Origin of the sequence: Chryseolinea lacunae, from assembly GCF_016735595.1 — a bacterium.
Taxonomy (GTDB): Bacteria; Bacteroidota; Bacteroidia; order Cytophagales; family Cyclobacteriaceae; genus Chryseolinea; species Chryseolinea lacunae.
In genome coordinates this window covers 1,162,719-1,184,699 of record NZ_JAERRB010000001.1, presented here as the reverse complement: position 1 = coordinate 1,184,699, position 21,981 = coordinate 1,162,719, and the positions used below count along the sequence as shown (strand labels likewise).

Here is a 21,981-nt window from a genome sequence, read left to right as displayed (position 1 = left end):
CGATGTTAAAACAACCATCACCACCAATAGTGCTAGTTTCATGACGCTATTGATTCGTCACCAATTTGTCCTGCAGAATTTCCAACTCACGTTTCCGTGATTTATAATATTGGTGTTCCCACCCGCTGAAATAATAAACCACCGACAACATCACCAACGTCACCCCCGCAATCCACCACGGCTTGCCGCCTTCCCACATGCTAAGCGCAATAAACACACCGATCGGAATCACATTCAACCGCATAAGATGCGACAACCGAACCTGATAACCGGCAACAGAAATAGCATACTGAAGGTCGCCATGAAGCGAGCGATCAAATTGCCGGTCCCCCCGGATTCTGCGCAAGCGACTCAATGCTACATACACCGCCGTGGCCAGCATCCACACCGCCATGCCATACATAAAAAAGCTACTGCGCGCATTGAAGTAGGTAATGCCAAACACAAACCCACCCGCGGCCAGGTTCACCACAATGAGCAACAACTCGCTGATGTGTGTGATGGCACGTGCCTTCCTCTGCTTCGTGAGAATGCGGTTGTGCAGCGCCGTTTCGTCGATCGCGAATAGAGCCTTGTTGTGTTCCGCATCCCAGATGCGTTGCAGATCTTCAAATTCCAGGGTTGTCATAGTTTTTGGATTGAGTGATAAGCTGTTTTTTGATACGGTTAATTTTCACACCCACATTCGATTCGCTGATGCCCAGCATGGCCGCCATCTCCTTATAGCTGAAACCATCGAGCAGCAACAACGTGACGGAGCGGTCGATTTCGTCGAGCTTGTGAATTTCTTCATAGAGCCACGTCAGTCGTTCATCTGTCGTTTTGTTTTCGGATAGCAGATGATGAACATCGTCGAGCGCTTCGGCCTGCGTGTGTTTTCGTTCCTTTCGCGTCCATTTGATGGCCGTGTTGAGGGCGATGCGATAAAGCCACGTGGTAACGGACGCTTCGTGCCGGAAGGCCGGAATGGAGTGCCACACCTGGATAACGATCTCCTGAAAAAGATCGTCGCGATCCATGGCTGTCAACGCATAAGCCCTCACGATTTTGAAAAGCAGGCCTTTGTGCTGGTCGAGCCATTGTTCAAGAATCTGTTTCTGTTCCGGGTCTGTCACAAAAGGCTTCAGTTTGTTGTATTAGTACAATGCAGGGGGTGAAATCTTACAAGCAGAAAAAAAATAGTGAAGCAATTTAAAGAAATGCGGCGTTGGGAGCAGGGTTAGGCCGGAGAAGACGGCGCGAGGTGTTTTTTAGAACACACCCGGCAGGGATGTAACCATTCCAAGTTTCGTGAGTTACCGTTTCGCACCCACACGGGGCATTTGTGTTTCATTACACCTTAAACAACGAATCGTATGCCGAGAGTCTTCTTCGTTTTGGCCATTCGCAACCTCCTGAAGCGAAAGATGTTTTCCTGTATCAATATTTTCGGCCTCGCCCTAGGCGTGGCGGCATGCCTCGTCATCCTGAACTATGTCGACTATGAAAGCCGCTACGATTCCTATCATAAACACGCATCCCAACTTTATCGTGTAGACCGGACTGTCTACCAGAATGACGTCCTCAAGTTCACAACCCTCACATCTACCTATGGACTGGGGCCGTCCATGCTGGCAGAAGTGCCCGAGGTGAAACGTTACATCCGCACACACCCGTTGCACGGCGGCAGTGTGGTGCTCACCTACCAACCGGCCACAGGCGACCCGGTTTCCTTCCACGAAACCAACCTGCAAATGGTAGACTCCACTTTTCTTGACGCTTTCACCTACAACGCCACTGCCGGCGATCTGACTTCGGCACTCGACAATCCGAATTCCATTGTGGTGACAAAGGCGCTGGCTGAAAAGTATTTTGGTCCGGGCGAAGATGCAATCGGAAAGGTGTTGACCATTTCAGGAGGCCGCTGCGATGGCGACTACCAGGTGTCGGCCGTGATCGACAATGTGCCACGCAATTCGCACCTCACCTTCGATGTGCTGGTACCCCTGCACAACGTGTTGAAAACAAACGGACAATACAGCGCCGGGAGCGAATGGGGCTGGAACAACTTTGTGACCTACGTTGAACTCTACCCAGAAGCACACGTTGACGCGGTCACCCAAAAGCTTCCGGCATTGGCCGACAAATACATCAACAAACGTTTTGAAGAAGATCATGTGAAGATTGTGATCGGTCTTCAGCCCATCCGCGACATTCACCTGCATCCCGGTGTGAAAGGCGAACCTAATCCAACTACGGGATTCACCACGCTCTATTTTTTTATCGTCATCGCTGTTTTTATTTTAACCATTGCCTGGATCAACTACGTCAATCTTTCCACAGCGCAGGCCATGGAGCGGGCGCATGAGGTGGGCATCAAGAAAGCCATCGGTGCGTTGCGCAGTGAGCTCATACGACAATTTATGTTGGAGTCGGTTGTTGTTAACTTCCTCGGCATTGTGCTGGCCATGGTATTGGCGCTGGCGTTGTTGCCCGTGTTGAATCAAATCACCGGGAAAGATCTTTCATTCAATTTTGCCGATCCGCGGTTGAGTTTGATTCTGGTGACGTTGTTTGTGGTGGGCTCGGTCATCTCCGGTTTATATCCGGCATTTGTGTTGTCGTCATTCAAAATCACGGCCATGCTGAAAGCAAAATCGGAACGCGATGGTTTTGGGCTGCGCAAAACGTTGGTTGTGTTTCAGTTTGCATCGTCGCTTGTGCTCATTGCCGGCACGTTTGGCGTCTACCGTCAGATCATGTTCATGCGCACGCAGCACAAAGGACTCACCGTCGATCAGATGCTCATTGTGCAGGGACCCACCGTTGTTCAGGGTGCGCATGCAAACGACCGGCTCGTGATGTTGAAGAACGACATTCGCAGAATTCCCGGTGTGATAAACGTGACCACGTCCGCCGCCATTCCGGGTGGAGGCTACAACTGGGGCGCTACGCTGCTGCGCGCTGGCGATCAGCGCAGCGATTCGAAAGGAGGCAGTGTGGTGTGGGTTGATCCGGATTTTGTAGACACCTATAACATGACGCTGGTGGCCGGAAGAAACTTCAATCCCAACATCCGCTCCGACATGGAGTCGGTGCTCATCAACGAAGCCGCGGTAACGGCGTTGGGCCTGGGATCGCCCGAGCAGGCTTTGCGTGAGCGCATATTGCTGGAAACCGACACCGTGGCCATTGTGGGTGTGTTGAAGAACTACAACTGGAGCTCGCTCAAAACCGACTATGGTCCCTTCGTCTTCAAGGCCGACACCGTGTCGCGATCAGCCTTCTCCATTCACCTCGACGGGAACAATATGCAAGAAGCCATTCAACAAATCGGCGCACGCTTCCGGGAAGTATTTCCGGGCAACCCCTACGACTATTATTTCCTCGACGACTTTTTTAATCGACAGTATCAGGACGATCAGCAGTTTGGAAAAATATTCGGTCTCTTTGCAGGCCTGGCCATCGCCATCTCGTGCCTGGGGTTGTGGGGATTGGCATCGTTCACTACGGCGCAAAAACGGAAGGAGATCAGTATCCGGAAAGTGTTGGGAGCATCTACCGAAAACATTATGTCGCTGCTGTCGTGGCAGTTCATGCGGCTGGTCATGGTTGCTGGCGTCATCGGGTTGCCGTTGGCGTGGTATGGTCTTTATGTGTGGCTCGGCAGTTTTGCGTTTCGCATTGGCCTGCAGTGGGATTTGTTTGTGGTGCCCTTTGCCATGTTGTGTGGCATGGCGTTGCTCACCGTGAGTTTCCAGATTTTTCGCGGCGCCAACACAAACCCGGCAACAATTCTAAGATCCGAATAGCGATGTTGTTCTCAGTACAGCGGTCGCGTTAAAGTTTTCTTTTCATGCCGGCATTCTTTGTATTTTGCAAGCAGTTTAAAACCTGCTGAGAATGCCGCTGCTGATTGTGTCGGGTATGGCAATTGCTGTTTTTCTGCTGAGCCTGATGCTGAGCAAGAAAAACAAACTCGCGGCCGATAAATTTCTCATCGGCTACCTGATCTTTTTCGTCGTGAGCCAGGGCTACTTCTATCTGGAATCGACCGGCGCGTTTTCGGATCGGCCCTGGATGTTGTTGGGCCGTGGCTCATTTCTGCTGGCAGGGCCGTTGTTCTTTTATTATATGCACGTGCTCACCACCAGCAAGCGATTGCCGCTGACCATCACCGTGCTGACCCTGCTGCCCTTCACCGCCTATGTGCTCACGTTTTTGTATTACAACGCCTTTGTGTTCTATCAGAACGAAACGGAGATCATTCACGGCGTCATGTATATCAACGGTGCGGTGTCTGTTCCATGGGCCATCTTTGTGGTCCTGTTCCTGGTCACCGATCCGTTTTACCTGCTGTGGTTCTACATGCTTCTTCGCGACTACAAGAAGCGCACATCTCAGGCCTTGTCGAACACCGAGCGTGTCAACCTCGACTGGCTCAATAAAGTGTTCGGGCTTTGGCTGGTCATTGATCTTGTGTTGTTGCCTGTGGGCATTTTCACGGTGGGGCATGGCGGCACATGGCAGGTCCTTCAATCCGTGTTGTTGCAGGCAGGCTACGTGGCGTTCATCTTCATGCTGGGATATTATGGCTTTCGGCAGACCGCAGTGTTTTCGGATGCACCCGATGTCGCGTCCGGCAAACTTGACACGACAGACGAATCGGCCGATGCAGCCTATGCGCGTTCGGGTCTCGACCAGCAGCAGGCAACAGACCACCACACGCGCCTGCTCGTGCTCATGCGCGAACGCAAACCTTATCTCGACGGCGAGTTGAGCGCCCGCGCGCTGGCCGATCAGCTTCACATTTCCGTGAACCACCTGTCGCAAGTGCTCAACCAACTCCAGAAACAAAACTTCTTCGATTTTGTGAACACCTATCGTGTAGACGAAGTGAAAGCCAAAATGGCCGATCCCGCCTTTAGTCATTTCACGTTGCTGGCCATGGCCCTCGAGTCGGGCTTCAATTCAAAAACGGCATTCAATGCAGCGTTCAAAAAATTTACCGGCCTCACCCCGTCGCGTTACCACAGCGTGTTGAAAAATGCGAAAAAGGAGCAACCGTCGCAGCAAAGTGGTTCGGACGTAACGGCCCGGACGCTCTGATCGCCCCGCGGGGCTAGGTTTGAGTCTTCGTTCAACCCAACCCTGCACCCCATGAAGTTTTTGTTTTTCAGCACGTGCGTTGCCCTGCTGCTTTGTTTTGCCTGCAACTCTACACCCGATCACCAGGGCAAAGTCAATACACAACTCTATCTGGGCGATGGCCCAAACCAACCCCTGATTGTCGGCCTTGGTGGCTCCGAAGGCGGCAATGCCTGGACCAGCGACCGCTGGGAAACTACACGCAACAAATTTCTGGAAAAGGGCTATGCATTTTTAGCTGTCGGCTACTTCGGCATGGACGGTCTTCCATCCCAACTCGACCGCATTCCAGTGGAGGCCGTGCACGACGCCATGGTGGAGGCCGCAAAAAATCCGAACATTGATAGCCATCGCATCGCCATCATCGGAGGTTCCAAAGGTGCTGAGCTGGCGTTGCTGCTGGCGAGTTTATATCCCGACATCAACGGTGTGGTGGGCATCGTTCCGGGCTATGCTGTGTTTCCCGCGCTCACGCTCAATGCAACCACCTCGTCGTGGACATACGCGGGCAAAGAGGTGCCATTTGTTCCCATGCCCTGGGCGGCCGTGCCTTCGGCCATGAAGGGAGACCTTCGCGGCGCCTTCGATATCATGATCGAAGACAAGGAAGCCGTGTCGAGGGCGCGGATAAAAATTGAAAACATCCACGGCCCCATCCTCTTCCTCTCGGCCACCCGCGACGAAATGTGGCCATCGCGCGAAATGGCAGATGCCATGATGAAACAACTGGACGCCGTGAAGTTTCCGTATGCGCACAAGCACATCGTGGTGGAGGGCGGCCACACCAAACCGCAGGAGCGCTTTGATAGTGTGTTGGTTTTTCTGGAAAGAAATTTCAGGAATACGAAGTAGACAACGAATCGTCAACTATAAAAAATAGCAAGTCGCCCGATACCAACGGGCGACTTGTGCCATAGCACGAAAGAAGCGTTCTATCAACCTGTTTTTTATTCTTTGCTCAGCGAATTGTAGTACTGAACAAATTGAAGCATCTCCTTTTCCTTGCGTGGCGATATCTTTTCTTTTTTGGCGAATTGGGTCAGTTCGTCCTGCTTGTCGGGCAGGCTGGCAATCATCGATTTGATGCTGCTGACTTCTTGCAGCGGGCCATCCCCAATTTTGTAGTAGAACACATCGGGGTTCGGTTTGTATTCGGGTGGCTGATCGCTGCCATCGAGGGCTCCACCTTTGCGGCCGGGCAGGAGAATGATTTTCTTTTTCGAATACAACGTCACCTTGCCGCTGTCGAGCATGGCAAAATAGCCAAGCTTCTTGTCGTAGGCCTGCGGCACAAAGACGGCGGTTCCCAATTGCACTTTTTTAATGGTGGTGGTAGGATCCAGCACCAGGGGTTTGCCGTTTTGCTGATACTCAATTAAATCCTGGAAAGCATTGTAACGAATGGGCACCGTCAGGCTTTTGCTGGCGTAGAACACCACGCCATCAACATACTTGTCGTCCAGATACGGAGTGCCTTTAACGGCCACGGCTGTTGCCTGACCGTTGGCGACGGTCGCTCCAAGCAGGCACATCATGCTGAAAAGGAAAATGGATTTGTTCATAGGGGAAGGGTTTTGTGAAAGGAATTACTTCTTACATACAAAATGGTTACAGGCGAAACGACAGAGTTTCGGAAAAGCGAATGCTTTGTTCAGGCCTTAGGATGTTTTGGCCACCAGCGAAAATTTTGCCAAACGATTTCAAGCAACAGAAACGCCACGGGCGCGCAATTTAACGAGGTGTCCGAAATGTGAAGTGTCCGGAATTTGTGGACAGTGAATCGAAATCGTTCAGTTGAAAAATACAAACGGAGTCAGCTCCTGATTTTTTTTATAAACTTCTTGTAACCAATAGTATGAAGGGGAGTAGCAGTCGATCAAATATTCACATCATTCGTGATGATAAAACTTCTACGGATCAACGCGGTAAAACACTTCATTGGTAAGTAAACCAATCTGGGTGATGGCTACGCGCTGTCTGGCTATGTGTAACTCTGACTCTGAATGACGAGAGTACGTTAGATGAATTCCTGGAACAATACTGATCCGTTGCGACCTTGGTCTGCTATTCACGGAATCACAACCAACGGCACGTTGATGTGTTCAACCAGATCGTCGAAGGTGTCTTTGCTGCTGGCGCACATGTTTTTGTCCATCACCAAAAAGCTGACCTCATTTTTCTGGATGTGGTCTTCAATCCTGTCCGACACAAAACCCACTTCAATCTTGAAGTCGTAGTGAACGCCCGACGCCTTCAGAAAATCGGATTCAAAGGAGATAAATTTCTGCTGGGCTTCTTCTTCCATTTTTTTCTTCCACACCACCACTTCGCCGTTCATGTTCTTGGTGAGCCTGTAGGTATAGAGAATGATGAGGTTGGCGTGTTGCGTTTTCGAAAACTGAACGGCCCACTTCAAGGCTTGGCGAGAAGCTTCTGAAAAGTCTATAGTGCAAAGTATGTCCTTAGTCATAGTAGAATGGCCTTCAAAAAAATGAAAACTTATGCGAACCTAAGGAGTATTGCCGCCGGTTTTGTAGATGAAAATCAAGGAAAAAGGTGATTTTTGTCAGGTTTATAAACGACATCAATCCTAAATTGCAGTCTATGGGGAACATACCGGAGGGAGGCCTTATCACCAACGAAGCCTTTCGTGAAATTTTTCAGAGCATGTCCGAAGGCATCATCATGGTGGACACACGGGGCAGAATTGTGGTGGCCAACCCCATGGCTGAACAATTGTTTGGCTACGGCACCGACGCCCTCACCGGTCTGATGCTGGAAGACCTGCTGCCACAACGTTATCGCGGAGGCCACGTCCATTTCAGAAGCGCGTTCAATTCAAACCCTTTTCCCCGCCGCATGGGCGTCGGCCGCGACCTCACGGCCTTGCGACAAGACGGGTCCGAATTTCCGGTGGAGATCTCGCTAAGCTTCACCAAGGTGAAAGGCGAACTGCTGGTGATGGCATTCATCAGCGACATTTCGCTCCGCAAAAAAACAGAAGACGCCCTGAAGCGCAGCGAAGAACAATTGATCGTGTATGCCGCCGAGCTGGAAAAAAAGGTGGAGATGCGAACCGAAGCCCTCAACCACACCATCCTGAAACTCGAAGACGAGGTGAACGAACGGAAGAAGGCAGAAGAAGAAGTAAGAAAGTCGCTGGAGAAAGAGAGAGAGCTGAACGAGCTGAAAACAAAATTTGTATCCATCGCCTCACACGAATTCAGAACGCCGCTCAGCACGGTGCTCAGCTCGGCATCGCTCATCGATCAGTATAACGATCGTGGCGAACCCGACAAGATTCATAAACACGTTCAGCGCATCAAATCGTCGGTGAATCAGCTCACGGGAATTTTGAACGACTTCCTGTCGCTGGGCAAACTGGAAGAGGGGAGGGAAGACGTGGTGCACGAAGTGATCTATCCAAAAGAATTCCTGGATGAGATCGAGGAAGAGATCAGCGGTTTTTTGAAAGAAGGACAACACCTTGTGCTGGATTGTAGAATGGAAGCGTCGGAGATTGTGTGCGACGCCCGCATTTTGCGTAACATCCTGTTCAACCTCATCACCAACGCCAGCAAATACTCGGACGTGAACAAACCGATCTACATAACCTGCATGAACAACGGACCTTTTGTGAATTTTGAAGTACGAGACGAAGGCATCGGCATTCCGTTAGAAGATCAGAAGCACATGTTCGACCGGTTCTTCCGGGCCAGCAATGCCGGCAACGTGCAGGGCACCGGCCTGGGGCTGAACATTGTGAAACGATACATCGATTTATTAAAGGGCACCATCTCGTTCACCAGCGAATATGGCAAAGGAACCCGGTTTATAGTGGCCATCCCAATTTCTACAAACGATCAACCCAAATGAAAAAAATCCTGCTCATCGAAGACAATCCCGACGTTCGGGAAAACACCTCTGAGATCCTCACCCTGGCCGGCTATGACGTGAAGACGGCACCCAACGGGAAAGTGGGCGTTGACCTAGCGCAAAAAGAACAGCCTGACCTCATTGTGTGCGACATCATGATGCCCGAACTCGACGGCTACGGCGTGTTGCACATCCTCAGCAAAAAAGAAGAAACCGCCGGTATCCCTTTCATCTTCCTCACCGCGAAAACAGAGAAGACCGACATCCGAAAGGGCATGAACCTGGGCGCCGACGACTACCTCACCAAACCGTTCGACGACACCGACCTGCTGAACGCCATTGAAGCCCGCCTGCGCAAAACCGCCATGCAACAAAAGCTCTACGAGTCAACCGCCGAAGGCCTCGACACCTTCATACGCGATGCACGCCAGGTGCTGAACATGAAGGAGCTTGGCAAGGACAAAAAAGTGAAAGCGTTCAAAAAGAAAAGCGAGGTTTTTGCCGAAGGCGACGCCCCGCTGAATGTATATTATGTGAAGTCGGGCAGTGTGAAAATATTCAAGTCGCACCCCGACGGCAAGGAACTCATTACCGCGCTGGTCAACGCCAACGACTTCTTTGGCTTCGAACCCATCCTGGAGGGCACCACCTACCAGGAGTCGGCCGTGGCCTTGCAAGACACAGAACTCACCGTCATTCCCAAAAGCGATTTCCTGTCGCTGTTTCAAAGTCCCGATGTTTCCGCCAGCTTCATCTCCCTGCTTTGCAAAAAGGTGGCCGACAAAGAAAATCAATTGGTGAACCTGGCCTACAACTCTGTGCGCCAGCGCACAGCCGAAGCGTTGCTCAAAACCATACAGCTGAAAGACGTGAAGGAAAATATCCAGATCTCGCGCGAGGACCTGGCCAAGATGGTGGGCACAGCAGCCGAGTCGGTGATCCGTGTCTTGTCCGATTTCAAGGACGAAGGACTCATTGAAATTGAGGGTGGAAAAATCCGGATCAAATCACAAACAAAACTGGAGAAGGTGGTGCGTTGGAACGTGGCCCGCTAGCGGCACAGCACAATGTCGATCATTTCGCCGTGGCCCTGGCTGGCCTGCAGTCCGGCATGAAGGAATATCCGCGCCACCAGAATAACGCCCGACAAAATCATCAGTCCCGTGGTGACGCGCTGCAGGCTCAGGTTAAGTTTCTTAACCCCCGCCAGCAACAGTGGCGCGAACCCGAGCATCACCGGCAACGTGCCCACACCAAAGAGCAGCATAAAATTGAAGCCGTCCATCGGGCCGCTCAGAAGCAGGCAATAGCTGAAGGCGATCAGGGTCATGCCGCAAGGCAACACCCCGTTGAGCATGCCCATGCTGAACATGGACACAACGTTTTTCCGATGCAGGAAGAAACCAAATCGTGATTTTATCCACGTTGTGAGCGCGTGGGTTGCCGGGGTCACACCGGGAATTTTGAAACGCTCAATCCGCAGCACGGCGACGAGCACCAACGCCACGCCAAAACCTACCGACAAAATATTCTGATAGCGCGCAAGGGGTAGCAACGACCCGGCGCCACTAAAGAGCGCACCAAGAAGACCATAGGTGAACACGCGGCCACCGTTGTAGACAATCCGGTTCAGGGCAGCTTGCGGGGTTAGGTTGGTCACCGCCATCAGCAACGGGCTGCACATGCCTGCACAATGCAGGCTGCCGGTGAGGCCGATGAGCAGGGCGGTATACCACATACTAAAGGATGACTACAGTTTCGTAATAGTAATCCTGGCCGCGCATCGTCCACGTCATGCGCGCGATGTATTTCCCTTTCTTGAAATCGCTGAGCGAAAAGGTTTGGTCGGCTGCGCTGGCGTTTGTCAACGCAAATGTTTTGTCCTGGCGGGCGTCGCCGGGGGAGTAGAGCACCAATTTGCCTTTTTCGAACTGGTCGAATAGGGCGAAGGTCACTTGCAGCGCGTGGTTTTCGGTGAGCCTGATTTCGGGTTTCACCACCAACGCATCCGTGTTTCGTTCGCGATCCATCTGGTGCTGAAAATCCAGCTCTTCCTTATAATACTCTTTCGACACCAGGCTCACTTCCTGGCGAACACACACCGTTACCAGCACGCCAATAAAGATGGCGAACAACACAAACGACAGAATGATTGACTTACCCCAATTCATAACAAGTTTGTTTTTAGTGGACTATTCATTTTGGTCATCCTTCAACCGGCTGTTCATGTCCGACGATTTGGTGACGGGACCGATAAATTTGACTTTCAAGGTTTCAATACGTTTTCCGTTCTGATAAATGCCCAGGCGGATAATGGTGCGGGCACTGATCACATCCTTCTCGGGAATTTTGATGAACACAATGTTTTTCACCAGGCCTTCGGCCTTCACCACGATTTGTTTGCCATCGGCTTTTTCGAGCACGGCCGTGGCGGGAGACTCAATGCGGGTTTCGAGGGTGATGTCGTCAAACGTCTTGTTCACAAACTCGATGTTGTAGAGGTTGGTGATGAAACCGTCGGCAGTTTTTTGATAGAGTGTTCCCGGCACTTTCAGCACCGTGGTCTTCACGTCCGACCGCGTGGCCAGCGTGAACCCGAGCACGCCCAGCAACGCCATCAACACAAGCGAATAGCCGATGACACGACCGGTGAACAATTTTTGAACACCTTCCTTAATAGACGTATAGGATGCATAACGGATAAGGCCTTTGGGCTTCCCGATTTTAATCATCACATCGTCGCACGCGTCGATGCAGGCGGTGCAGTTCACGCACTCCAGTTGTGTGCCGTTCCGGATGTCGATGCCGGTAGGGCACACGTGAACACAAAGTTTGCAGTCAATGCAATCGCCTTTGGGAGCTGCAGCTGTGGCAACTTTTTTCACGTGTCCGCGCGGTTCGCCCCGAAGCCAGTCGTAGGCCACCACAATGGAATCTTTCACCAGCAACACACCCTGCAGTCGCCCGTAGGGGCACACTGCGATGCACGCTTGCTCGCGGAATTTGGCATACACACCATAGAAGATAAGCGTGAACACAAACAGCGCGATAAACCCCGTAAGATTTTCGAGCGGCGAGTGCGTGATGATGGCATAGGTTTGCTGAACACCCAGCATGTAGGCCATCACGGTGTGCGCGATCAACAGCGAGATGAGGATGAAGAGAATGTGCTTCGCAGTTTTCTTCAGCACCTTGTCAAGGTTCCAGGGGCCGTTGGCCAATCGTCGCTGTGCGGGCGCATCGCCTTCGATCCAGTATTCTATTTTGCGGAACACCATTTCCATAAACAGTGTTTGCGGGCAAAGCCATCCGCACCAAACACGCCCGAACACCACGGTGAACAAAATGATGAACACAAAAAACGTGATGAGCGTGATGGCCAGCAGCACAAAGTCCTGCGGCCAGAACGGCTGCCCAAAGATGACAAAACGACGCTCAAAAAAATTCAACAACAGCAAGGGCTTTCCACCAATGGTGAGGAAAGGTCCGCCAAACAACAACGCCAACAACACCACCGACACCACAATCCGCCACCGGTGCAACGGTCCGGAAGGTTTCTTTGGATAGATCCAAATGCGCTTTCCTTTCTCGTCTACCGTGGCAATGTTGTCGCGGAACTCTTCTTCGTAGTGATACAGATCTATGCCTTCTGTTTTCATGAGGTCATATTATAGGGATGCGCGCACGGCAACACTGTCGGTTTGGGGTGCCACAGGTTCCACAAGCTCGCCCTGTGGTGCTTTGGCGTTGGGCGGGTTGGTGCCCTGCAAACTGAACACAAAGAATGTTACGTCGCGCACTTCTGTGGGACTAAGCGCCTTTCCCCAGGCGGGCATGCCTTTCTCCACAAAGCCGCCGTTCACGGTAGTGTAAATATTTTTGATGCCGTTGCCGTGAAGCCAATACGTGTCGGTGAGGTTCGGGCCGATGGTGTTGCCACCACCGTCTTTCCGATGACAGGCCACGCAGTTGCCTTCAAAAATCTGTTGTCCCTTTTTCAGGATGGCCGCGTCGGCATTGTATTCAAGTTTCTCCACGTCAATCACGGCCTCGGGTTGTGACGCCAGCAACCGTTGTTTGGCAAGCTCGGCCGCGGCCACTTCGTTCTGATATTCTTCGATCGACAGCGGAAGGGTTGCCGAGAAGTGAAACACCACAACGTAGATGGCGGCCCATCCGATGGTGCCAATAAACAGCCACTTCCACCACGGCGGCAAGTGATTGTCCAACTCGCGGATGCCGTCGAAGCTGTGGCCCATGTCAATGTCCTGTTCGTGTTCGATGGGCACGGAGTTGTTCAGCTTCTGTTTCAGGCTGGACCAGAACGAAGGGCGGGGCACATAGGGCACGCCCAATGCTTTTGCCTTGTCTTTCTCGGCCTGCTCCACTAAAACATTAAAAGCCCTGAGCAGCACAATGGCCACCAGCAACACCAGCACAACACCAATGAGCACAAATGTGAGCACGGCATAGAGCGGCGCCGAAGGGTGATTCACGGGGTCGTCCCAGAATGTTTTTTGAACGGGTTCCTGCGCCCACACCGCAGCTGACGTCAGCAAGCCGGCAAGAAGTAACATCATCTTTTTCATACTATCAGGTTTTCAGCGTTTTCGTCAATACGGTCGGAGGCCTCCAGGGGCAGCTCGCTCATTTTGCGGATCATTTTTTTATCGACCGTGAAAACCCACGCCAGCAGGCAGAGAAAAAACACGAAGAAGATAACAAACGATATGACCGGCCAGAGGGCGATGTTATCGATGCTTTGAAGAACATTCTTATACATAGCAATTCAGGTTAAGGTTTGGGAGCAAGTTGAGCGTCGGCAGTCTTTTCAATTTTGATGTCTTTGCCAAGACGCTGCAGGTAAGCAATGAGTGCAATCACCTCGGCATCTTCGGCCACATCTATACCGTCGGTTTTGAGCGTGCCGGCGATGGCGTGTGCCTGTTCTTCCAGTTCGTCATTGGCAATTTCTTCGTAGCCAATTTCATAGGGAACACCGAGCGTGCGCATGGCCGAGATTTTTCCGTTGGTCAGTTCTTTGTGAAGCGTTTGCTCAAACAACCACGGGTAGGCCGGCATGATGGAACCTGTCGACACGGCATCGGGTGCAAGCAAGTGATTGTAGTGCCACGTGTTGGAATACTTTCCGTTGAGACGCGCCAGGTCGGGACCGGTGCGCTTCGAACCCCAGAGAAACGGGTGGTCATAGACAAACTCACCCGACTTCGAGTATTCGCCATAGCGCTCGGTCTCCGAACGGAACGGCCGCACCATTTGTGTGTGACAGTTCACACAACCTTCGCGGATATAAATATCGCGACCATGCAACTCCAGCGGCGTGTAAGGCTTCACGCTGGATATGGTGGGCACATTGGATTTGATGAGAAAGGTCGGAATCATTTCAATCGCACCACCAATCAGGATCGCCACCAGCGTGAGCACCGTGAAGATAACGGGCTTGTGTTCCAGCAGACGATGGTGCCATCCGCCGGTGGCCACATAGGCTTTTTCGAGCGGCGCGGCTTCGGCTGGTTCGTTGGCTATGAAACTTCCGGCATAGGCAGTCTTGATCAGATTATAGGTCATGATGATCGCACCCGTCAGATACAACGCGCCACCTACGGCACGGAGCGCATGAAGGGGCAGGATGGCAACGGTGGTCTCAAGAAAATTTTTGTAGACCAGAAATCCTTCAGGACTAAATTCTTTCCACATCAGGCTTTGCACCACACCCGACACATACATGGGCAGTGCATAGAAGATGATGCCCAGGGTTCCCAACCAAAAGTGTGTGTTGGCCAGACGCGGGGAGTAGAGTTTTGTGTTCCACATGCGCGGCGTGATCCAATAGAGCATGGCAAAGATCATAAACCCGTTCCACCCCAAACCACCCACGTGCACGTGCGCCACAATCCAGTCGGTGAAGTGCGCAATGGCGTTCACGTTCTTGAGCGACAGCAGCGGTCCTTCCAGCGTAGCCATGCCATAGGCGGTAACGGCCACCACCATGAATTTCAGCACGGCATCTTCGCGAACTCTGTCCCATGCTCCGCGTAACGTGAGCAAACCATTGAGCATGCCGCCCCACGATGGCGCGATGAGCATGATCGAAAACACAACGCCCAGCGATTGTGCCCAGTCGGGAAGCGACGTGTAGAGCAAGTGGTGAGGACCGGCCCAGATATAGATGAAAATCAGCGACCAGAAGTGAATGATGGAAAGACGATAGGAATATACCGGACGGTTGGCGGCCTTCGGAAGAAAATAATACATCATGCCCAGAAATGGTGTGGTGAGAAAGAACGCCACGGCGTTGTGGCCATACCACCATTGCACCAGGGCATCCTGCACACCGGCATACCACGAATAGCTTTTGAAGAACGTGACCGGAATGGCAAACGAATTCACCACGTGCAACACGGCCACCGTAATAAACGTGGCGATGTAGAACCAGATGGCCACATACATGTGCCGCTCGCGGCGTTTGATGATGGTGCCGATCATGTTCCAGCCAAACACCACCCAGATAATCGTGATGGCAATGTCGATGGGCCACTCCAGCTCGGCATACTCTTTAGAAGTAGTGTAGCCCAGCGGCAGCGAAATGGCCGCGGCCAGAATGATGAGCTGCCATCCCCAGAAATGAATCCAGCTGAGGGCATCGCTGAACATGCGCGTCTTCAACAGGCGCTGCATGGAATAATACACACCGGCAAACATGGCGTTGCCCACAAAGGCAAAGATGATGGCGTTGGTGTGCAGCGGACGAATTCGTCCAAACGAGGTGTACTGCAGGTCGAAGTTAAATACCGGATACACCAGTTGTATCGCGGCCGTTAACCCCACCAGCATGCCCACCAGTCCAAACACAACGGTGGCGATCATGAAAGCCTTCACGATCTTGTTGTCATAGCTGAATTGTTCGATTTGCATATTCCTTACGGTTATTTCACAGAATTATTTCTGCCCTAAAAGTATTGTGGCACCGAACGCTGACGGGTGACGATTGCTTCACGAAAACCTGATTTTTGTCAGCAACAGCCAGGGGACTTGTGTTTACCTTAGCGTAACGTGATGTCTTTTTTTTAATAGCGTATGGAAAGTTTTATCAGTGACCTTTCAGGAAAAGCATTTCCGTTGAGCGAAAAAGTATCGGCGCGCACTATTCAGGCACCGGTGCTCACCGTGATCCAGGCCCATCATCCCGAATTCACGTCCGACAACCATTGTGCGCTCACGGAGTTGAACATCTATCGCCAGAAATACATTGCCGGCTACCTGGCCCGGGAAGTAGGCGAACTGTCGGAACTTGAGTCGACCGTGCTCGATGCCTTGCGAAACAAGGATACCATCACCGACAAGGTGAACGACCTCGAAGAGCCACTCTCGTTTGGTCAACGCATGGCCGACCGCATTGCGGCCTTTGGAGGCAGCTGGAAATTTATCGGAAGCTTCTTTGCGTTTCTGCTGCTCTGGATTGCCGTGAACGCCTTCTGGTTTCAGAACCGATCGTTCGATCCGTATCCCTTCATCCTGCTAAACCTCATCCTGTCATGCCTTGCGGCACTGCAGGCACCGCTCATCATGATGAGCCAGAATCGCCAGGAAGAAAAAGATCGCGAGCGCTCCAAGAAGGACTACATGATAAACCTGAAATCAGAACTCGAAATCAGAATCCTTCACGAAAAGATCGACCACCTCATGATCCACCAGCAACACGAGCTTCTGGAGATTCAAAAAGTGCAGATCGAAATGATGCAGGACATCATGGACCGGGTGAACGGCCCGGCAGCATAAAAGAAATCCGACGGCATAAATTTCCGCCGGCTTTGCCCGTTGTGTTTGCACGAGATCGATAGTCGTCGTCAATAAAAAAAACATACGGAATCTATGCTTCGCTTATTATTTCCTGGCCTTCTGGTGATTCATGGATTGATTCACCTCATGGGGTTCTCCAAAGAATGGAACCTCGGGCCACCCATGTTGCTGAAAGGGAAATCGCATTTCGCGCCGGCCGGACCCCTGGCAAAATTCTTCGGATTTCTATGGTTGCTCGTCTGCATTCTGCTGGTGGGCGCCGCTACGCTCTACCGGATGAATGTCGGTTGGTATGGGCTGGTCGCGCTGGTCGGCGTGGGGTTGTCGCAAACGCTCATTGTGTTCTATTGGCAGGATGTTAAATACGGAACGTTTTTCAATATAATCCTCGCGGTGATCATCGTTTTGAAAATGGCGCACACGCAATTTGATGAGAAGACGGAAGTGGAAATTTCGGTTCTTAAAAAAAATGCGACGCCGGTGATGCCGCAGTCAAAACGCGACACCGGGCTCCCGGTCATTGTTCAGAAATGGTTATTGGTGTCGGGGGCATTCAGTAGCACCTACGCGGTTGCCCGGGTGAAACACACCGGTGCCATGCGAACAACACGCGACGGCCGCTGGATGAACTTTCAGGCACAACAATATTGTTCGGTCAATCCACCTGCATTCCTCTGGAAAGCCACCATCCAGGCTGCGCCGTTTGTGTTTATTGCCGGCCGCGACCAGTATGCAGGAGGTGTGGGGAACATGCTCATCAAACCTCTTTTCATCTATACCATGGCAAATACCTCCGGCCCCGAAATCGATCAGGGCTCCATGCTTCGTTTTCTCAGCGAAATGATCTGGTATCCGGAAGCCGCAACACAACCCTACATGCACTGGAAAGAAATTGCCCCGCTTCGCGCAACGGCCACCATGTCCTACAAAGGTGTGACGGCCATGGGCACGTTCACATTCCTATCAGACGGCCGCGTGGCCAGCGTTGTGGCCGATCGCTTTGGCGACTTCGACGGTGTGTTCAGAAAAGAAGTGTGGCAGGTGAACATCACCGGCTATAAAAAAATGAATGGCCGTCTTGTTCCTGCACAGTGCGAGGTCACCTGGAAACTGAACGATGGAGACTTCACGTGGCTTAAGCTGAACGTGACACACCTCGAACATCAATGACAGCAGAGCACAACCCGGCGATGCGTGCCTGGTTTATATCGCCTTGCTGAAAATTTCTTTTCCGGCATCGATGCGGTCCATGCGTTTGTCGAACACACGGCAGATGTTCCGGATGAAGGGTTCGCCCGCGGTGGTCACTTTCAGGCCGCCGTCAAACAAATAGAGAATGCCTTCCTGTTCCATTTCGCCAAGGGCGTCGAGAATGGTTTTGTCAATCACCTGGCCCAGCAGTTCACCATTCAATTCGCCCTGGCAACAGATCTGCAAAATGCATTGCCGCAGCAGCATGTCTTCGTCAGACATGAGGTGCCCCTTGCAAACGGCCAGGCCGTTGGTGCGGATGGCTTCGAGATAATCTTCCACCTTCTTTGTGTTTTGCGCATAGCCATAGCGCGAGTCGCTGATGGCCGACGCGCCCAGGCCAACCAGCAGGTCGGTCTGGTGTGTGGTATAGCCCATAAAATTCCGGTGAAGGTTTCCCCGCACGTGTGCCTTAAACAAATCGTCGGTGGGCAACGCAAAGTGATCCATGCCAATGTCGGCATACCCGGCCTTCCGCAATTTGTGGCGCCCCACTTCATAGAGGTGGCGCTTCAGGTAGCGTGAAGGAAGATCGGCGTCTTCATAGCCGCGCTGTCCGGGGCGGAGCCAGGGCACATGCGCATAGCTGTAGAACGACAGCCGGTCGGGATGCAGCGTGAGAATCTTATCGATCGTGTCCGACACGGTGAACGGCGTCTGGAACGGCAGGCCATAGATCAAATCGAAGCTCACCGATTCATAGCCGATCTCGCGGGCAAGCCGGGTAACGCGTTCCAGGTTTTCGAATGGCTGAATACGGTGAATGGTTTGCTGCACTTTTTCGTCGAGGTCTTGCACGCCAAAGCTCACGCGGGTGAACCCCAGGTCGAACAGCATGCGCAGGTGTTCTTCAGTAGTGTTGTTGGGGTGACCCTCAAAGCTGAATTCAAAGTCGGGGTGGATCACCGAATCCTCCAGCAAATAGGTGATGAGCCAGTGCAGGTTTTGGATGGAGAAGAACGTCGGGGTGCCGCCGCCCAGGTGCAGTTCGCGCAACACGGGTGCCCGGCCGAAAATCTTTCTATACTGTTCCCACTCTTTCAGCACGGCACGGATATAGGGAATCTCCACCGCGTGGTTGCGTGTGATGCGGGTGTTGCAGGCGCAATAGGTGCACAGACTTTCGCAAAACGGCAGGTGAATATAGAGGCTTATGCCCTTGTTGTCGTTCGACTCTTCGAAGGCGCGATGCACAATGTCCTGCCAGCGATCGTCCGAAAAGTTCTCGGTGTCCCAGGCGGGCACAGTGGGGTAGCTCGTATAGCGTGGGGTGGGCACGTCATATTTTTTGAGGAGGAGGGAAGCGTTGGATGGATTCATTTTTTGACGTCGTTTGCAGGATTGGGTTGAGGTTTGTCTTCGAACAGCATGCGCACCGAAGGCGAATAAGTGTCGTCAAATTGACCGTGTTTCAGGCTCCATAAAAAAGACACCAGAAAGCCCACGGCGAGGGTGAGGCTGACGGCGATGAGGGCGACAATGATTCCCATGAGTATATAATTTTTTAGTTGACCGCGCCCAGTTTGCGCCGGGCCACGGCGTTGACAGCAAAAGTTGAAAAGCCCACCACGCTGATGCTGCTCACCGGCATAAGAATGGCCGCCACCAGCGGCGTGAGGTGACCGGTCACGGCAACGCCGAGCGCAATGGTGTTGTAGAAGAACGAAATGCCAAAAGCGATTTTCAGAATGATAGACGAGTATTTGGCAAGCGCCATAAATTTGTCGAGCTGCGGCAGTTGCTTGCCGTCCAGAATGCCATCGCAGGCGGGTGTGAAAATGCCGCTGTCGTCTGAAACTGCAATGCCCACGTTGCTTTGCTTCAGCGCACCCGAGTCGTTGAGGCCATCGCCCACCATCAACACATTCTTGCCTTGCTGTTGCAGGCTTTGGATGAACGCCAGCTTGTGGTGCGGGTCCTGGTTGAACAGCAGCGATGCCGACGCCGGAAACACCGCGCGCATGCTGCCCCGGTCGGCGTCGTTATCGCCCGAGAGCAACGCCGCACAGGTTGTGCCCAGCCGTGACAGCATGTGTTTGAGATTGGGTCTTATTTTAACCGTGATGATGAAATAACCTTTTATGTTGTTGTCGATGGCGATGAACACATAAGACGCCCGGGGATCAAGGTTCTCCCGGAACCCGACAAAGTTAGCCGACCCGGCCTGCACAAATCGGTCACCGATCATCCCCTGCACACCCTTGCCCGGCAGCTCTTTGAACTGTGTGATGTTTTCGTGAAGCGGTCGGTGAATGGATTTCGAAACAATGGTGCTGAGCGGATGCGTGGAGGCACCGGTGAGCAACTTCACCGCACCAAGTTCAGTGGCATCGAGGTCGCCCACAAATTCCACGCCGGGTTCGCGACCGTGCGTAACCGTGCCCGTCTTGTCGAACACCACGGCATCGATGCACGCCAGCCGTTCAATCACATCGGCATTTTTCAGAAAGAAACCGTGTTGACCAAACACACGCAACATGCTGCCATAGGTGAAGGGCGCCGCCAGCGCCAACGCGCACGGACACGCCACCATCAGCACCGAGGTGAGCACCAGCCACATGTGTTGTGGCGCATACCACTGCCACACGCCTGCTGTGACCACCGCCAGCGCCATCACCACCCACGTGAATTTCCGTGCCGAACGATCAATGATTTTTTTATACTGACTCTCTTCCGTTTTCCGGAAAGCTTCGTTGTTCCAAAGGCTGGTCAGGTGACTTTGCGACGTGCTCTTCTCCACCGTAAGCACCACCGGTTTCCCAATGAGGCGTCCGCCGGCATACACCAGGTCGCCTCGTTTCACCTTCACTGGCTTTGCCTCGCCCGTCACAAAACTGTAGTCAAAGAAAGCATCGCTGTCGTTCAGCACGGCATCGGAGGGAACAATCTCCATGCTTCTTATTTTTATGACATCGCCTTTCTTCAGCTCATAGATAATGGCCGACGTCCAATCCTTTCCTGCGAGCCGGTTCACGGCCAGTGGGAAATACGATTTGAAGTCGCGGTCAAAGGCCAGGCTCTCATAGGTTTTCCCCTGGAACCACCGGCCAATGAGCAGAAAGAATACTAAACCGGAAAACGAATCGAGATAGCCGGGACCGGTTGCTGTGAGAATGTCGAAGGTGCTGCGCAGAAACAGCGCCAGCAGGCCGGCTGCAATGGGCACATCAATGTTGATTTGCCTCTGGCGGAAACTCTTCCAAGCCGATGTGAAATATTCTGAAGCACTATAAAAAAACACGGGAACAGACAACGCCAGGTTCAGCCACGAGAACAGCGATTTCAGAACATCATCGTTTGCTTCTAGTCCCAGGTATTCCGGAAAGCTGAAGAGCATGATGTTGCCAAACGCAAAGCCCGCAATCACAAGCTTGTAGAGAAGTCCGCGATGGGTTGGTTTTTTGGCTACTTCAGTTTCATCGAGCCGGATCACCGGTGCATAGCCCACCGAGGCCATGAGGTGAGCAAGCTCCGAAAGTTTCACACGCGACGGATCAAAATCGATGGTCACAGTTTTCCGTCCAAAGCTCACTTCCGCTTTAAACACACCGGCGTTCAGCTTCCGCAAATTTTCCAGTAGCCAGATGCACGACACGCAATGGATGGACGGAACCTGAAAGTTCACTTTCGACAATTCAGGCGAATCAAACGTCAGGAGTTTCCGGCGCACGTCGGGAGCGTCGAGGTGGGCATACGATCCCGCAACTGCATTTTTGAGGGTGAGGCCCGAATGGCCATCAAGCTGGTAGTAGTCGCAGAGGTTGTGGGTGTCCAGAATTTCATAGACCGTTTTGCAGCCTTCGCAGCAAAACGGTCTGTCCTCAAAATAGAGGATGTCGTCGCACGGTTCACCACAATGAAAGCAACGGAGCGATTCAACAACGCTTGTGTTCATCCGTAAAAACC

Annotated in this window: 20 protein-coding genes; 7 read left to right on the top strand and 13 right to left on the bottom strand. The window is 52.4% G+C overall.

Features of this window, described 5'->3' with window-relative positions:
* Positions 1-46 precede the first annotated feature (46 nt).
* Positions 47-628, bottom strand: coding sequence for a hypothetical protein (locus tag JI741_RS04730; RefSeq protein ID WP_202007841.1), 582 nt, complete (start codon positions 626-628; stop codon positions 47-49).
* A complete protein-coding gene (locus JI741_RS04725) occupies positions 609-1,115 on the bottom strand; it encodes an RNA polymerase sigma factor (protein WP_202007840.1) in 507 nt (168 codons plus the stop codon). The genes JI741_RS04730 and JI741_RS04725 overlap by 20 nt, the downstream gene beginning before the upstream one ends.
* A gap of 240 nt (positions 1,116-1,355) precedes the next feature.
* Here JI741_RS04725 and JI741_RS04720 point away from each other — a divergent pair, with 240 nt between their 5' ends.
* From JI741_RS04720 to JI741_RS04710, 3 genes are all read left to right on the top strand, one after another.
* The gene (locus tag JI741_RS04720) at positions 1,356-3,791 is read left to right on the top strand and encodes an ABC transporter permease (protein WP_202007839.1); all 2,436 of its coding nucleotides are present in this window, start codon (positions 1,356-1,358) and stop codon (positions 3,789-3,791) included.
* A 91-nt stretch (positions 3,792-3,882) separates the two neighbouring features.
* Positions 3,883-5,088: a helix-turn-helix domain-containing protein gene (locus tag JI741_RS04715; RefSeq protein WP_202007838.1), complete on the top strand. Its 1,206-nt coding sequence runs from the start codon at positions 3,883-3,885 to the stop codon at positions 5,086-5,088.
* Positions 5,089-5,139: 51 nt separating this feature from the next.
* On the top strand, positions 5,140-5,979 hold the full coding sequence (locus JI741_RS04710; protein ID WP_202007837.1) for an acyl-CoA thioester hydrolase/BAAT C-terminal domain-containing protein: 840 nt from the start codon (positions 5,140-5,142) through the stop codon (positions 5,977-5,979).
* Between the two features lie 95 nt (positions 5,980-6,074).
* Here JI741_RS04710 and JI741_RS04705 read toward each other — a convergent pair whose 3' ends face one another.
* Complete coding sequence (locus JI741_RS04705; protein ID WP_202007836.1) at positions 6,075-6,689, bottom strand: hypothetical protein; 615 nt, start codon at positions 6,687-6,689, stop codon at positions 6,075-6,077.
* Positions 6,690-7,195: 506 nt separating this feature from the next.
* Positions 7,196-7,597, bottom strand: a complete 402-nt coding sequence (locus JI741_RS04700) for a universal stress protein (RefSeq protein ID WP_202007835.1) — start codon at positions 7,595-7,597, stop codon at positions 7,196-7,198.
* Positions 7,598-7,731: 134 nt separating this feature from the next.
* On the opposite strand from JI741_RS04700, the gene JI741_RS04695 reads away from it, so the two are divergent.
* Positions 7,732-9,003 carry a PAS domain-containing sensor histidine kinase gene (locus JI741_RS04695; protein ID WP_202007834.1) on the top strand — a complete coding sequence of 424 codons (1,272 nt, stop codon included), beginning with the start codon at positions 7,732-7,734 and terminating at the stop codon, positions 9,001-9,003.
* Positions 9,000-10,058: a response regulator gene (locus JI741_RS04690; RefSeq protein ID WP_202007833.1), complete on the top strand. Its 1,059-nt coding sequence runs from the start codon at positions 9,000-9,002 to the stop codon at positions 10,056-10,058. Before JI741_RS04695 ends, JI741_RS04690 begins: the two co-directional genes overlap by 4 nt.
* On the opposite strand, the gene JI741_RS04685 is transcribed toward JI741_RS04690, so the two are convergent.
* Genes JI741_RS04685 through ccoN form a run of 6 tightly spaced genes read right to left on the bottom strand, consistent with a single transcriptional unit; the run spans position 10,055 to position 15,939 of the window.
* Positions 10,055-10,741, bottom strand: a complete 687-nt coding sequence (locus JI741_RS04685) for a sulfite exporter TauE/SafE family protein (protein ID WP_202007832.1) — start codon at positions 10,739-10,741, stop codon at positions 10,055-10,057. The genes JI741_RS04690 and JI741_RS04685 overlap by 4 nt on opposite strands.
* A gap of 1 nt (position 10,742) precedes the next feature.
* The gene (locus tag JI741_RS04680) at positions 10,743-11,174 is read right to left on the bottom strand and encodes a FixH family protein (RefSeq protein ID WP_202007831.1); all 432 of its coding nucleotides are present in this window, start codon (positions 11,172-11,174) and stop codon (positions 10,743-10,745) included.
* Between the two features lie 21 nt (positions 11,175-11,195).
* The gene (gene ccoG, locus JI741_RS04675; protein WP_202007830.1) at positions 11,196-12,662 is read right to left on the bottom strand and encodes a cytochrome c oxidase accessory protein CcoG; all 1,467 of its coding nucleotides are present in this window, start codon (positions 12,660-12,662) and stop codon (positions 11,196-11,198) included.
* A gap of 9 nt (positions 12,663-12,671) precedes the next feature.
* The gene (locus tag JI741_RS04670) at positions 12,672-13,592 is read right to left on the bottom strand and encodes a cbb3-type cytochrome c oxidase N-terminal domain-containing protein (protein ID WP_202007829.1); all 921 of its coding nucleotides are present in this window, start codon (positions 13,590-13,592) and stop codon (positions 12,672-12,674) included.
* Positions 13,589-13,786 (bottom strand): hypothetical protein, encoded by a 198-nt coding sequence (locus JI741_RS04665; RefSeq protein ID WP_202007828.1) that lies wholly within the window; start codon positions 13,784-13,786, stop codon positions 13,589-13,591. Before JI741_RS04665 ends, JI741_RS04670 begins: the two co-directional genes overlap by 4 nt.
* Positions 13,787-13,797: 11 nt before the next feature.
* Positions 13,798-15,939 (bottom strand): cytochrome-c oxidase, cbb3-type subunit I, encoded by a 2,142-nt coding sequence (gene ccoN / locus JI741_RS04660; protein WP_202007827.1) that lies wholly within the window; start codon positions 15,937-15,939, stop codon positions 13,798-13,800.
* A gap of 162 nt (positions 15,940-16,101) precedes the next feature.
* On the opposite strand from ccoN, the gene JI741_RS04655 reads away from it, so the two are divergent.
* Both JI741_RS04655 and JI741_RS04650 read left to right on the top strand, forming a co-directional pair.
* Entirely contained in the window at positions 16,102-16,803 is a 702-nt protein-coding gene (locus tag JI741_RS04655; RefSeq protein WP_202007826.1) for a DUF1003 domain-containing protein, read from the top strand.
* Between the two features lie 93 nt (positions 16,804-16,896).
* Complete coding sequence (locus tag JI741_RS04650; protein ID WP_202007825.1) at positions 16,897-17,994, top strand: DUF6544 family protein; 1,098 nt, start codon at positions 16,897-16,899, stop codon at positions 17,992-17,994.
* 33 nt (positions 17,995-18,027) lie between these two features.
* On the opposite strand, the gene hemN is transcribed toward JI741_RS04650, so the two are convergent.
* The 3 genes from hemN to JI741_RS04635 are packed head-to-tail and all read right to left on the bottom strand — an operon-like array spanning position 18,028 to position 21,970.
* Complete coding sequence (gene hemN / locus JI741_RS04645) at positions 18,028-19,395, bottom strand: oxygen-independent coproporphyrinogen III oxidase (protein ID WP_202007824.1); 1,368 nt, start codon at positions 19,393-19,395, stop codon at positions 18,028-18,030.
* Positions 19,392-19,565, bottom strand: coding sequence for a cbb3-type cytochrome oxidase assembly protein CcoS (gene ccoS / locus JI741_RS04640; RefSeq protein ID WP_202007823.1), 174 nt, complete (start codon positions 19,563-19,565; stop codon positions 19,392-19,394). Before ccoS ends, hemN begins: the two co-directional genes overlap by 4 nt.
* A gap of 14 nt (positions 19,566-19,579) precedes the next feature.
* Complete coding sequence (locus tag JI741_RS04635; protein WP_202007822.1) at positions 19,580-21,970, bottom strand: heavy metal translocating P-type ATPase; 2,391 nt, start codon at positions 21,968-21,970, stop codon at positions 19,580-19,582.
* Between the last annotated feature and the right edge of the window lie 11 nt (positions 21,971-21,981).